The following is a 13978-nucleotide window of genomic DNA, read 5'->3' on the forward strand; positions in this document are numbered from 1 at the left end:
TTGATTGATTGCCATAATGAAAATGATTTGCCCACAATATCTTCAATTAGAGACTTGTGTTCTTTCTCAAAATATGTGGTGTTTAGGATCAATTAAATCAAGTTTATAACCAAAGATACAAATTGTTTAACTAAAAAAATAAAAGATTAAACAAAATTAACAAGACATTTAGTAATCCGCTTGATTTTTGATGATGTCTGAGGCTCTTTTTTTAATGGTTTCGACTTGTTTCTTATCCATTTTGTCCAAGATGCTATACATCATTTTCATTCTTTGGTTATCCTGTAATTGCTTTCTTTTGTCATCTAAAAAATTCCAGTAAAGACTATTAAAGGGGCAAGCATTTTCTTCTGTTTTTTTCTTGTAATCATAATGGCAACCTGTGCAATAATTACTCATTTTTTGTATGTAAGATCCCGAAGACACATAAGGTTTCGTTGCAATGTTTCCTCCTTCTGCAAATTGACTCATGCCCCTCGTATTGGGTAGTTGCACCCATTCTATGGCATCTGCATATATTCCTAGGTACCAAGCATCTACTTCATCAGGATGAGTTTGGGTAAGTAAAGCATAGTTTCCAGTAATCATCAAGCGTTGAATGTGGTGGGCATAGGCGTGATCTAATGAATTCTGAATGGTGTTTTTAAGACAGTTCATTTTGGTGTCACCATCCCAAAAGAAGGATGCTAGCTTGTTGGTGTTATTTAAGTGATTTTCGTTCTTAAATTTTGGCATCATGGCCCAATACATTCCGCGCATATACTCTCGCCATCCTAAAATCTGTCTGATGAAGCCTTCTATTTGGGATATATCTATGTTTTTTCCATGCTTTCGGTAGTAATTCAAAACGGTATCAATGACATTTTTGGGAGAAATCAATTTTAAATTCAGTGCAAAGGATAGTCTGCTGTGGAATAAATTTACTTCTTCAGTATTCATGGCATCTTGATAGTCTCCAAAATATTGAAGGAGCTCTTCACAAAAATATTTTAGCTGATTTAAGGCTTGATTTCTTGTAATGGGATATAAAAATGTTTGGGTAGAAAAGGCACCTATGGTTTTTATTTTGGCCTTTTCAATGTCTTTAAGGACGACATCCACATCATTTTTAAAATATTTGCAATGAGGTACTATTGGATTGCCATTCCATGATTTTCGGTTGGATTTGTCATAATTCCATTTACCGCCTTCGGGTTGATTGTCTCCTACAATAAGAATCTTGTGTTTCTTTCTCATGTATCTATAAAATGTTTCCATGAGATATTGCTTTTTTCCTTTAAAGAATTCTTGAAGTTCATTTCTATCTGTATAGAAATGTTCGCTAGAAACGCTTTCAGAAGGAATGGCGAGGGATTTACAAATAGATTGTAATTGCTTATCTAAGCGGTGTTCATCAGGAAGCTGGTATTCAAATTTATCAAAACCATGCTTTTGGATAAGTGCTCCTAAGTTTTCATCCAGCTTTTGATGGTTATACTTGTCATTTATTTTATAATAAATCACATGATGACCTTGAGATTGGAGCGCTTCACAAAACTGTCTCATGGCCGCAAAAAAGCCAATCACTTTTTGAATATGATGGACCACATAGTCTGTTTCTTGCCTCATTTCAAATAGGCAATAAGTCACCTCTTGGTCAACTTCTTTAAACCAGGAGTGTTTGATATTGAGTTGATCTCCTAAAAGTAGTTTGAGAGTTTTCATTTATATTGGAGTTCGTTCTAACCAGAGATTTTGGTAGGTTTCCTGAGGGTCGTATCGTTCGGCTTGAAGCTTGACATTGAATTCGCGGTTTCTTGGATCGTTGCCTACACCTGATAGGTACATCCAGTTGCCATAATTGCTGTGGACGTCATAATCAAGTAACAAGGATTCAAAGTAAGATGCCCCAATACGCCAATCTAAATTCAAGGTTTTGGCAAAGTAAGACGCTACATTTTGCCTTCCACGATTACTCATCCAGCCAGTTTGTTTTAATTCTAACATGTTGGCATTTACAAAAGCTTCTGGAGTCTTAGCATGAATCCACTCATTGATTAAATCCCAATCTTGTTTCCAAACATAGCCTTGTTGAAGAATTCCATGGATGCGAAATATAGAATTACCATATTTTAAGGAGACATATTTGAAAAAGTCTCTCCAGATGAGTTCGAAAATTAACCAATAGGTGGAATCATTTTTGGTATGTAACTTTTCAAACTTTTTCACATTCCAATAGATCATTTTTGGGCTTATAGAACCATTTGCTAACCACGGCGAAAATTTCGAACTATAATCAGCTCCCAATAGACAATTTCTCGTTTTTTTATAGGTTTTTATTGTTTCGTTTTGAAATAAATATTGCTCAAGTCTGTTTAATGCCGAAGTCTCTCCACCTTGAAATGGAAAGGCAGTAAGCGAATGTTGTTCAAAATCTTCAAAACCCAATTCCCATAGGGTGGGTATTGGCGTGTCCTTTTTAATAATTGTACAGCTCTCGTTTTTGGTTTCTATCAGGGGGCGAATAGATGCCGTTTTTTCTATCCGTTTTCTAAAATCTGTAAAAACTCGCGGGACGGATTCAACCTCAAATGGCAGGTCTTCGGGATGAAATAGGAACTGACTGTAGAAGGTATGGAATATGACTGAATGGGGTATGTTTCTTTTTAATTCATTTATAACTGCTTGCTCTTCTGAAGTCCATTCATTTTGATAATACATGTCTGATATCGAAAATTCTTTGATCAAATCAGGAATAATCGTTTCTGGTTTTTTATGATAAACCAAAAGTGTAATACCCAAAGTTGCTAGGTTTTTCTTTAAATCTGTAACAGTTTCTAAAAGAAATTTTGCTCGAAACTTGCCAGTTTTTTGAAATCCGAATGCCGTGTCTCTGTAGTGTCTGGGGTCAAAGCAATAAACGGCAATAACGTTTTGGTGATTTTCACAAGCTTGCTTTAAAGAAGCGTTATCATGAATTCTTAAATTATTGGTAAACCAAACTAGGCCGTATTTCGATTTTTGTTTCTTCTGCATTTTTCACTACAATAGATTACATCGTTCCAGTGGTGTTCCCATTTTTTTCTCCAAGTGAATGGGCGATTGCAAATAGGGCATATTTTTTCTGGAAGGTGTTGTTTTTTCATGTTGCTACAAGCCTTCTTATCATACCGTTAAAAATAAAACCATGAAAGGGAAGTACCGCATACCAATATAGCCGTCCGGCTATGCCTCTAGGCCTAAAGGTTGCAGTTTGTTTTAATATGTTTTCTTCAATTTTAAATTCCAACCAGGCTTCACCAGGAAGTTTCATTTCTGCATAAAGTAGAAGCTTTTGTTTGGTTCTGTCTGCATAAATGACGCGCCAAAAATCCAGAGCATCTCCTGCATGCAAGTTGTAAGGATTCGTTCTGCCACGTCGTAAACCTATGCCGCCAACTAATTTGTCTAGATACCCTCTAATCTTCCATAAAAAATTACCATAATACCAACCTTGGTTTCCGCCAATGGCCCAAATTTTATCGATGGTTTTGTCGGTATTGGAGACATGTGCCTCTTTATAATCTTTAAAGCAGCCATATTTAGGGACATTAATATATTTATAAAGATTTTTTTTCAATCGTCCGCTGCTTACCATGGAATCTTTCCAACTTGAAACAATGGTGTTTTGTTCTATTTTCTCAAAAGCCAATGACACAGCTTCTTTATAGGAAATGGGATGAATATCAAGAAGTTCATTTATTTGACTGGGTTTGCCAATTATTTGAACACTCATGCTATCGACCAAAGAAGTCGCTAATTTGTATGAAGTAGAGGTTACAAAATAAAGCCAGTAGGAGGAAAGCTTTGGAGTCATGACTGGAACGGTCCAAATATGACGATTCAATTCCCTTACCTCGGCAAACTGTAGCAACATGTTTTTATAAGTCAGAATTTCTGGACCGAAAATATCATAAGAATGATTGTAAAGTTTTTCATTGCCCAAAGCTTTTGACAGATACGACATAACATCTCTTACTGCCAGCGGTTGTGTTTTAGTGTGAAGCCACTTGGGAGCAATCATCACGGGAAGTTTTTCTACTAAATCTCTTATGATTTCAAAGGAAGAACTACCAGAACCAACGATAATTCCTGCTTTGAAAATAGTAGTAGCAAAAGTGCCTGATTTGAGAATGTCTTCAACTTGCTTTCTCGATCTTAGATGTTTTGAAAGTTTTTCCTCATTGGTAATTCCACTTAAATAAATAACTTGCTGGCACTGGGTTTTTTCTACTCGTGATTTAAAATTTTCGGCACAAGTCATTTCCATTTTTTCAAAATCTTTGGAAGAATTTGACATGGAATGAATCAGATAGTAGGCAGCATCAATGTCTTCAGGAATGTTTTGTAAGGTCTCTTTTTTTAGGAAATCAACTTCTACAAAACTGACGTATTCTTCATCCAAAGTTTCATCTGCTCGCAAACGGTCACGAACAGCGCAAACCACATGGTGCCCCTCATTAATCAAAATAGGAATGAGTCGCTTACCTATATACCCGGTTGCCCCCGTGACCAGTACTTTCATTTAAAAAACGTCTTGATTTTTACATTCTGGGATTTTAAATCAAACATCAGGTTGTAAAGGCCAAAAAAGGTTCGGTTTATATAAATAAAATGCTCTGAACCTCTATTTCCATTCATTTTTCTTATCTGGGTGTTTTTGGCATATTTCTCACCTAAGGCTGCTATTTGATTAAAGAAATCGGCATTTGAAAAATCAAAGGTTTCCTCTTGAATGGGTTGGGTAAACAGACTGAGCATTTCATAAAACATTTGACTGAAAAATTCTATTTCTTTTGGTCCGTCTTCAGGTTTTAAAATCTCCAATTCATAAAGTTTATCCTTAAAAAACTCAGGATTGTTTAAATTGTGTGGTTCAGCCAATTCAAAATAAGGAACATAAAAGTCTTCAGGAATGGTTTTAATACATCCAAAATCTAAAACCACTAAATCTCCTTCATTTGAAACCAAAAAGTTTCCTGGATGCGGATCGGCATGTACCTTTTTTAAAACATGAATTTGATACATGTAAAAATCCCAAAGGGCTTGCCCCAATTGGTTTGACAATTCTTGATTTTGATTGTGTTTTACAAAATCTGAGAGATGCTCACCATTCATGTAATCCATCGTTATGATGCGATTGGATGACAATTCTTCGTAATAATTGGGGAATTTTAAATGTGGAATATGCATGCAAGCCTCGGCCATTTCTCTACTTTGGCGTAATTCCAATTCGTAATTGGTTTCTTCAAGGAGCTTATTTTCTACTTCCTTAAAATACTTGTCAGAGTCTTTCCCTTTGATGTTAAACATTTTAATCGCTATGGGTTTAACCATAGCCAAGTCAGAAGATATGCTTTCTGCGACTCCAGGGTATTGAATTTTCACAGCTAATTTTTTCCCGTCTTTTTCGGCTTCATGCACTTGGCCAATACTGGCTGCATTGACAGAATTGGGATTGAAGGAGTCAAATAAATCTTCTGGCGATTTTCCAAAATAGGACTTAAACGTTTTGTTTACCAAAGGAGCGGAGAGTGGAGGAACTGAAAACTGAGCCAATGAAAATTGCTCCACATAAGCTCTTGGTAAGATGTTCTTCTCCATACTAAGCATTTGGGCTACTTTTAAAGCACTTCCTTTTAATTGCTTTAAACTATCATAGATGTCCTCGGCATTATTTTTATCTAAATTCTCTCTGGCCTCTTCTTCGGTCTTGGTGATTTTATCTCCATAGTATTTGAGATAGTTAACACCTACTTTCGCGCCCGTAGAAACAAGCTTTCCGGCTCGTTGTATTTTACTGGTAGGGATATGATCTATGGTTTTCATATGGTGCTTATTTCATGGGCATTTTTTCTTTAAAAAGAAATTTCCCGAGGTCTACAATGCTTTTTAGTGGCGTGGTATCTAGAATATCAAAGCTGGTATTCACAGATTTTTCTATAAAAATATCTGTTTTTTCAAATGCTTTGGAAGTGTCTTCCATCCAGAATTTCATCGTTAAAAGTAATTGTACCCATGCCGATTCACCGATAAAGTGTTTCTTTGCTTTTTCAATTCTTTCTTCTTTAAAATCTAGGGTTTCAATTTCTAGGGACTCTATGTAATCAATAAAGGTTTCTCTTAAAGCTGATAGGCACTTTAAATTTTTAAGATTGTTTTTGTGTTTATTGAGGGCATAGGTTACATAGCTTCTATTTGCTGTTAAATTTTCGAAAAAAGTAAAGTAAAAGCTAAGTAATTTGGTTCGAGCATCGTACGTATCATACTCCTTACTAGAGGCTAATGTTGCGAGTGTTTGTATCGCAAACTGGTTAAAAATCTCTTTTTCCAGAGCTTCAAAAGAACTAAAGTGTTGATAAAATTCAGATTCATCAATGTTGTGCTCTTTCCCAAATTTATGTACCGAAGTGGGTTCTTTTCCAAATTCAAGTACATAATCCATATAGGCATCTATTAAATGCATCATGGTTATTTTCTTTTTTTTTGCCATTCCAATGTTTTTAGTAAAATTACAAAATGTTTAATTGTTATTAAAATAAGTTAAACAAAATTTAACTCAAAATGCTATTTTAAAGCTTATTCTATGATTTTAGTTTCTTTAATTTCTTTAAAAATCCAGTAGACCCCAAAAGAATTACCTTTTTCTTAACAAAATAGTGAGTCGTATTTTTTGTAATTTTATATTTGTTAACAATAATTTTAACTAATTAGAAATGAAAAAAATATTACTATCAGCAGTAGGACTTATGCTAGCCATAAGTTTGAATGCACAAGTTTCAACCCCTCAACCTAGTCCAACGGCTAAATTGGAGCAGCCCGTGGGATTAACTCAAGTTACTTTGGAATATTCACGTCCAGGAGTTAAAGGAAGAACGGTATTTGGGGATTTAGTTCCTTACGGAAAAATTTGGAGAACAGGAGCCAACAAAAACTCAATCATTACCTTTAGTGATGATGTAGAAGTAGCTGGTTATGAAGTAAAAGCTGGTTCTTATGCCATCTTTACAAAGCCAGGAGAAAGTTTGTGGGAAATTTATTTGTATTCAGATACCAATAATTGGGGAAATCCTGAAAAATGGGATGAAAGTAAAGTGGTTGCTATAGCTAAGGCTCAAGTACATCCAATACCATTCAATGTGGAGACTTTTACCATGGATATCAATAATATTAAAAGTTCTGAAGCTACCTTAGAGTTTATTTGGGAAAAAACTTATGTGGCTGTGCCATTTACAGTACCAACTGATAAAAAAGTTATGGCTTCTATCAATGATGCTTTGAGTGGATCGCCAAAGGCCAACGATTACTATGCAGCAGCGGCTTATTATTATTCTGAAAATAAAGATATCGAACAAGCGAAGGAATGGATCGATAAGGCTATGTCTATGAATGAAAAACCTCAATTCTGGCAATACAGACAACAATCTCTGATTTATGCAAAAGCAGGAGATAAGGATGGTGCTATTGGTCTAGCTAAAAAATCTATGCAGGCTGCAAAGGAAGCTGGTAATGATGATTATGTTAAAATGAACATGGATTCCTTAAAAGAGTGGGGGGCCATGTAATAATTACATATTAGGAAAATAAGAAAGCGCAACTTTTAAAAGTTGCGCTTTTTTTTAGTCTGTTTCCTCCAGAATGAATATGGCTTCCACTGGTTTTTTGAATAGTTTGGCAATTTTCAAGGCTAGCACTGTGGATGGCACGTATTTGTTTTTCTCCATAGCATTGATGGATTGTCTGCTTACCCCTATGGCCTTTGCCAGATCAGCCTGGGTCATATCGTGTATCGCTCTTTCTACTTTTAAATTATTCGTCATGACTCATGCTCTTTAATCTTAAGAAATGGAATCTAAAGACATAAATAATAATAGGGGTAAACATATTGAAAATAAGGACGCTAAAAAAGGTCAGATCATATACAAAAATTATGGCTAGGATTAAGACAATGTAATTAACCAAGAAGGCCCAAACTAAAGAGTCTTTTCTCAGTTTGGCAATAAACTCATCTTCAATTTTTTCTTTTGAAAAGCAAAGGATAAGACCTCCAATAATGATTGCTAATGCTGCTAATTCATCTAAAATATCATTCTCGATAAGCTTAAAAAAACCAGACTCAGAAGAAAGAAACGAACCATTTTGGTAAATAGAGAGTACCTTGATGGTAAAAAAGTCATTTTCAAGATTGTTGACATCAATGATAATGCCCAGAATAAGACCTGTAATAAACAGGGGCCAACCCAATATCTTAAATTGGTTTGGGAATAGATAGGAAGTTTTCATAACTGTTCGATTTTTGATTGAATAATTCAAAAGTAAAGAAAACTTTACATAAAGTAAAATAAAATATTCTTTTTGTAAAAAATATTTATCACCATGGAGCCAACTATTCTTAATTTACAAGGGGATAATGCTATCATAAGACCATCTTAAAAGTTTTATTAAATGGATAAAAATGCTTAAATTAGATAGCATATTTCACTCCCTGAGTCCTAAATCGAAGCGTTTTAATTTAAACTTTTTAAAATGTCTGGTAAGCAACATTTGGGACACCAATTACTAAAGTGTTTAGAAGAAATTCTTGAAAAAAACTTAGAGAACGAGAAGTTTGGAGTAAATGAGCTTGCTAAAGAAATAGGGTTTAGTAGGTCACAACTTCATAGGAAACTTCAAAATATTAGTGGTCAATCAACCAGTCAATTTATAAGGGAATTTAGATTGAGAAAAGCCTTAATAATGCTTCAGAATGATGAGGTTACCTCTTCAGAAATTGCTTATCGGGTTGGCTTCAATAGTCCTACTTATTTTAATACCTCCTTCAAGGATTATTTCGGATTTACACCGGGGGAAACTAAATATAAAACGACCGAAGAACTTGATTATAATAACTTAGTTAAGCCTACTACTCATAGGTCATCTCCAAAGAAAAAAGTTTACGCTTTAGTACTAACAGGAATTTTGGTTGTCGTCCTAGGTTTTTCGGGTGTTAAACTTATAAACCAAGGGAAAAAGGTTCCTAGTAAAGAAGTTGTTCCTAACCAAAATGTATTGGACTATTCCAAGAAAACAATCGCTGTGTTACCTTTTAAAAGCTTAAGTAATCTGGAAGAAAATGAATTTTTTGCAGAAGGGATGCGGCAAGACATCTTAGATAACCTTTCCAAAATTGATGAACTCGTAGTAAGGTCACAGCAATCTGTGGCCCAACTTTTAGATCAAAAGCTGTCAAATAAAGAACTGGTAGAAAAGTTGGATGTTGATTATTTGGTAGGTGGAAGTGTACAAAGAATTGATAATCGTGTGAAAATAAGAGTCCATTTAACTGATACAAGGCAAGACGTGCAAATGTGGTCTCAGGATTTTGATAGGGAATATGCTGATGTGTTTATTTTGGAAAGTGAAATATCTCGTCTGATTGCTACGGAACTTCATCTTTTGATTTCACCACTTAATATGGAACGCTTCGAAAAAATTCCAACTGATAATTTAGAGGCTTTTAATTACTATAATAAGGCGCGATTTTACTGGTGTGATTTTTCCGAAGGAGGTTTTGAATTGATAGAAACATACTTAAATAAAAGCATACAGTTGGATCCAGATTTTGCTTTAGGCTATTCGGGTTTAGCTGAAATTTATTTATGGAAAAGTTGGCCCACACCTTCCTATGATGAATTGGTTAAGGGAAAGCAGTATGCTATGAAAGCGGTTGAAATTGATCCAGATTTATCTGAGCCTCACAGGGTCTTGGGATGGTATTATTTGAATTATGGTTGGGATTGGGAAAAAGTAGAGGAGGAGTTTGAGAAATCCTTAGAGCTTAATCCTAACAATTATGAGACTTATTGTATGTATGCGCAATATGTTTTTTACACCTTGGGAGATTTTGATAGAGCTAGAGATTTACTCGATAGAGCTAAAAGAATTTATCCAAATTCATTTTATGCTAACGTTTTAAGTTCCGAATTATATTTACAATTGGAAGATTTTGATAATGCCCTGGAGGATGCAACTATGGCTGAACTTGTTGCACCGCGAGATCTTTGGTCTTATTGGGTTAAGTTTAAAATCTATGCAGCCATGGGGAAAGAGGAAGATGCCATAAAAATGTTGGAAGAAGGTTGGAGTCTTTATCCTGAATTTAAATCCAACATTCCTCCTATGAGACAGGCCTTTGAAAATAATGGTGTTAATGGGGTGTTCCAATGGATTAATGATTCAGATATTAATAACTCAGATTCTGAATCATTTCAACTAAATGCCTATTGGGTGGCTGAGAAATTTGCGTCTATGGGGGAGAATGAAAAAGCATTGGATTGGTTAGAAACGGCATTAGAGGAGCAAAATGCTGATATGTTTAAAACAAAATATCACGCCTGTTTCTCAAAATTAAGAAAAGAGCCTAGATTTCTTCATATTTTAGAAAAGCTAGGTTTGGGTGATTATGAGCCCTTAAAAACCTAATTTTCTATTATTTTTTAATCCCTGAAACATAGTTTAAAGTGTTTCAAATAAAATTTCAACACTTTCTAAATGGTTTAAAGCATTGCAACTTCTAAGATATGTGGTGCAACATATCTTTGATGACCTTTGGATAACTATTAATCATTAAATCCAAAAGTCATGAAAACCTTATCAATTACCTTATTTGCCATCTTTTTATCAAGTCATTTAATTATGGCTCAAAACGAACCTTTATTGACAGAAGTGAATGTGTCTAATTATGAACTTCCTGAAATAAAAAGATCTTCACGAACAAGTGTCTTACATGCCACTTATTTGAAAAAAACTAAAGAGATCAATATGTCCAAACACATACAAAATTTACGAAAGTATGTTTCCAATTACGATTATAGAAAAAATGAAAACTTTGATGTATTAAGTCAAACTTCAGAGGTAAAATTTCAGTCCGAGAAGGGGTATATTTTAGTGACTTATGATGTAAATGGAAAAATTATAAAAACTGAAGAAGTTTTTAAGGATGTAAAAATTCCACTGCGGGTAAGACAAACAGTTTTTTATGTTTATCCTGGATGGATTTTAACCAAAGTGAAGTATCATTCACAATATATGGAAAATCAACCCAATACAACTTTCTATAAAGTTGAAATTCAAAAAGGGGATGAGACTAAAATTATTAAAGTAAATAGTAAAGGGGAGTTTCTTTAATCAATCAAAAAACGTTCGGAGCCTGCGACCTCGCAGGCTCTCAATATTTTAAAGCAATCCTATCTCTTACTTGGTCTAGTAATGTTATTAATCTTTTACTGAATTCAAAATTCATGATAGGGCTTTCCTTTAATCCACCTCGTATTAGTTCATTTATATGTTGTGCTTCAAAAGAGTAGCCAATGGTATTGTAGCCAAAATCCAAGGTTTTCTCCTCACCATTTATTGGAGACATTGTCACGGTACACGGTTCATGAAATCTAGAATTTAATTTTATTATTCCTGTTTCACAATGAAAGGTTGCTGTAGTTGGAGTATCTTCTAGCAAAGTACTTTTTAAAATGGCTTTTGTACCATGTTGATAACTAAAGGTCATGGTACAGCTGGAATCCACACCATTTTCAAAATAGGTTGCTTCTGCTCCTATGTCTTTAGGAAAACCTAGGGTGGATAAGGCTGCAAATATAGGGTAGATACCGATATCCAATAAACTACCACCTCCCAAATCTTTTTTAATGAGCCTAGAGGTTACATCATAATTAGCTTTAAAGCCAAAATCGGCCTCCAATTCCAATACTTCTCCAAAAGTCTTGTTTTCAATTTGCTGAATTACAAATTGAAAATGTGGAAGAAAATATGTCCACAGCGCCTCCATTAAAAGGGTGTTGTGATCCTTCGCAATATGAATCATTTCGGTTACTTCCTCTAAATTCATTGCAAATGGCTTTTCACATAGAACAGCTTTTCCATGTTGAAGGCAAAGTATCGAATTTTCTTTATGAAACACATGAGGTGTCGCTATGTATACCGCATCGATTTCAGGATCTTTAACTAGGTCCTCATAGCTTCCATATGTCTTTTGAGCACCAAATTTCTTTCCAAAATCAACCGCTTTGTCATGTGAACGGGATGCTACTCCCAACAACTTCGTATTGGGGAGCGTAAGCAAATCAGTGGCAAATTTATGAGCAATTTTACCTAAACCGATAATTCCCCAATTGATTGTTTTATTTGATGTCATTTTTTTGAGTTGTTTGTAAAATTAAGGCCAGAAGAATGACCACCATACATCCAAATAGATTTAACCAAAGGTACGGCATCCAATCTAACCACCAAACAAGAATAACAATGATTTGGGTGATTATAGCTCCAATAAACACTGCTTTGGCTTTTACCATTTTAAAAAAGAAAGCCAATAAAAAGATCCCTAGCACATTTCCGTAAAAAATGGAACCTATAATATTAACCAATTGAATCAAGTTTTCTGCTAGATTAGCAATACAAGCAACAATAATGGCCATAATTCCCCAGCCTAAAGTCAACCATTTGGTTGCTTGGACATAGTGACCTTCATCTCGGTCGGGTGCATAACTACGCTTATAGATATCTAAGGCAGTGGTGGAGGCTAAGGCATTTATTTCACTCGCGGTACTGGACATAGCTGCAGATAATATTACAGCCAATAACAATCCAATGAGACCCTTAGGTAAATTGTTTAGGATAAAATGAATAAAAACATAATCTTTATCATTGGTTTCAATGTTTACTAAGCGGTCAGCAGCAGCTTTTTCAATAAGGTCTTTAGCTGCATTTCGATTGGCTTCATCGGCAGCATTTGAGTCATGGATTTTTTGAATAAGAGTTGGGCTCTTGGTGACTACATATTCTTGTATGGCTTGTTCCCTTTCGTCGAATATTTTAGCTTGATCTAATTCTAAAGCCTTATATTCCTCGGAATATTTTGAGTTTTCTATGGTGCTATTGGCTGCAGGATTAAAGTTGATAGGAGAAGGACGGAACTGATAAAAAACAAATACCATGACACCTACTAACAATATAAAAAATTGCATTGGCACCTTTAAAAGACCATTAAATATTAATCCTAATTGCATCTCTCGCATGGATTTACCAGATAAGTATCGTTGCACCTGGCTTTGATCTGTTCCAAAATAGGAGAGAGCTAAAAATGTACCGCCAATAAGACCACTCCAAACTGTGTATCGGTTTTCAAAATCAAAGGAGAAATCCAATATGTTCATTTTATCACTTGCCCCTGCAATTTCCAATGCATTTGAAAAGGAAATATTTTCAGGTAAATAACTTAAAATGACAAAAAAGGCAATAAACATGCCTATAAAAATAATAGCCATTTGTTGTTTTTGGGTCACGCTAACGGCCTTGGTTCCGCCTGTTACAGTGTATACAATGACTAAAATACCAATAATGATATTTAGGTAGGTAAGATTCCAGCCTAATACAGCAGAGAGTATGATCGCTGGAGCATAGATTGTAATTCCAGCTGCCAATCCACGTTGTATTAAAAATAAAATGGCTGTAAGGCTTCTAGTTTTAACATCAAAACGGCTTTCCAAATATTCATAGGCCGTATAAACCTTTAATTTGTGATAAATAGGGATGAATACCATGCATATGATAACCATAGCAATGGGAAGGCCAAAATAGAATTGAACGAAGCCCATTCCATCGTGAAAGGCTTGTCCGGGAGTGGATAAAAATGTAATGGCACTAGCTTGTGTAGCCATAACAGACAGACCGATGGTCCACCATTGTGAGCTATTACCACCTCTCACATAATCTTGAACATTTTTACTCCCCTTGGTTTTTAAGCTGCCGTATATGACTATTGTCAATAACGTTCCAATGAGTATAATCCAATCAATTGTTTGCATTTAGAACGTTTTCATGATGATATAAAACAGGAGAATATAAACGGCGTTAGCAACCAAAACTATGGTGTAAAGGCTATTCCATCGATTATGCGATTTTTCCGGTT

At 34.9% G+C, this 13978-nt stretch carries 13 protein-coding genes; 3 read left to right on the forward strand and 10 right to left on the reverse strand.

Annotated features, from left to right (window positions below; genetic code table 11):
- Positions 1–168: 168 nt before the first annotated feature.
- The 6 genes from LOK78_RS13685 to LOK78_RS13710 are packed head-to-tail and all read right to left on the reverse strand — an operon-like array spanning position 169 to position 6511.
- The gene (locus tag LOK78_RS13685; protein ID WP_232635271.1) at positions 169–1704 is read right to left on the reverse strand and encodes a cryptochrome/photolyase family protein; all 1536 of its coding nucleotides are present in this window, start codon (positions 1702–1704) and stop codon (positions 169–171) included.
- Positions 1705–3015 carry a DASH family cryptochrome gene (locus LOK78_RS13690; RefSeq protein ID WP_232635272.1) on the reverse strand — a complete coding sequence of 437 codons (1311 nt, stop codon included), beginning with the start codon at positions 3013–3015 and terminating at the stop codon, positions 1705–1707.
- Positions 2982–3125, reverse strand: coding sequence for a DUF2256 domain-containing protein (locus LOK78_RS13695; RefSeq protein WP_082316576.1), 144 nt, complete (start codon positions 3123–3125; stop codon positions 2982–2984). The genes LOK78_RS13690 and LOK78_RS13695 overlap by 34 nt, the downstream gene beginning before the upstream one ends.
- Complete coding sequence (locus LOK78_RS13700) at positions 3122–4543, reverse strand: SDR family oxidoreductase (RefSeq protein ID WP_232635273.1); 1422 nt, start codon at positions 4541–4543, stop codon at positions 3122–3124. Before LOK78_RS13700 ends, LOK78_RS13695 begins: the two co-directional genes overlap by 4 nt.
- Entirely contained in the window at positions 4540–5847 is a 1308-nt protein-coding gene (locus LOK78_RS13705; protein WP_232635274.1) for an ABC1 kinase family protein, read from the reverse strand. Before LOK78_RS13705 ends, LOK78_RS13700 begins: the two co-directional genes overlap by 4 nt.
- 7 nt (positions 5848–5854) lie before the next feature.
- A complete protein-coding gene (locus LOK78_RS13710; protein ID WP_232635275.1) occupies positions 5855–6511 on the reverse strand; it encodes a TetR/AcrR family transcriptional regulator in 657 nt (218 codons plus the stop codon).
- A gap of 223 nt (positions 6512–6734) precedes the next feature.
- Between LOK78_RS13710 and LOK78_RS13715 the strand changes: the two genes are divergently transcribed.
- The gene (locus LOK78_RS13715; RefSeq protein WP_232635276.1) at positions 6735–7583 is read left to right on the forward strand and encodes a DUF2911 domain-containing protein; all 849 of its coding nucleotides are present in this window, start codon (positions 6735–6737) and stop codon (positions 7581–7583) included.
- 54 nt (positions 7584–7637) lie between these two features.
- Here the strand turns inward: LOK78_RS13715 and LOK78_RS13720 are convergent, their stop codons facing one another.
- Together LOK78_RS13720 and LOK78_RS13725 are read right to left on the reverse strand one after the other, a co-directional pair.
- The gene (locus LOK78_RS13720) at positions 7638–7838 is read right to left on the reverse strand and encodes a helix-turn-helix transcriptional regulator (protein WP_053971948.1); all 201 of its coding nucleotides are present in this window, start codon (positions 7836–7838) and stop codon (positions 7638–7640) included.
- A complete protein-coding gene (locus tag LOK78_RS13725) occupies positions 7828–8301 on the reverse strand; it encodes a hypothetical protein (RefSeq protein ID WP_232635277.1) in 474 nt (157 codons plus the stop codon). Before LOK78_RS13725 ends, LOK78_RS13720 begins: the two co-directional genes overlap by 11 nt.
- Before the next feature lie 243 nt (positions 8302–8544).
- Between LOK78_RS13725 and LOK78_RS13730 the strand changes: the two genes are divergently transcribed.
- Together LOK78_RS13730 and LOK78_RS13735 are read left to right on the forward strand one after the other, a co-directional pair.
- Complete coding sequence (locus LOK78_RS13730) at positions 8545–10479, forward strand: helix-turn-helix domain-containing protein (protein WP_232635278.1); 1935 nt, start codon at positions 8545–8547, stop codon at positions 10477–10479.
- Between the two features lie 159 nt (positions 10480–10638).
- Positions 10639–11184 carry a hypothetical protein gene (locus LOK78_RS13735; protein ID WP_232635279.1) on the forward strand — a complete coding sequence of 182 codons (546 nt, stop codon included), beginning with the start codon at positions 10639–10641 and terminating at the stop codon, positions 11182–11184.
- A 40-nt stretch (positions 11185–11224) separates the two neighbouring features.
- Here LOK78_RS13735 and LOK78_RS13740 read toward each other — a convergent pair whose 3' ends face one another.
- Positions 11225–12205, reverse strand: coding sequence for a Gfo/Idh/MocA family protein (locus tag LOK78_RS13740; RefSeq protein ID WP_232635280.1), 981 nt, complete (start codon positions 12203–12205; stop codon positions 11225–11227).
- Entirely contained in the window at positions 12192–13874 is a 1683-nt protein-coding gene (locus LOK78_RS13745; RefSeq protein WP_232635281.1) for a sodium:solute symporter family protein, read from the reverse strand. Before LOK78_RS13745 ends, LOK78_RS13740 begins: the two co-directional genes overlap by 14 nt.
- Positions 13875–13978: the final 104 nt, after the last annotated feature.

The sequence above is a fragment of the Mangrovimonas futianensis genome, assembly GCF_021245805.1.
Lineage (GTDB): Bacteria > Bacteroidota > Bacteroidia > Flavobacteriales > Flavobacteriaceae > Mangrovimonas > Mangrovimonas futianensis.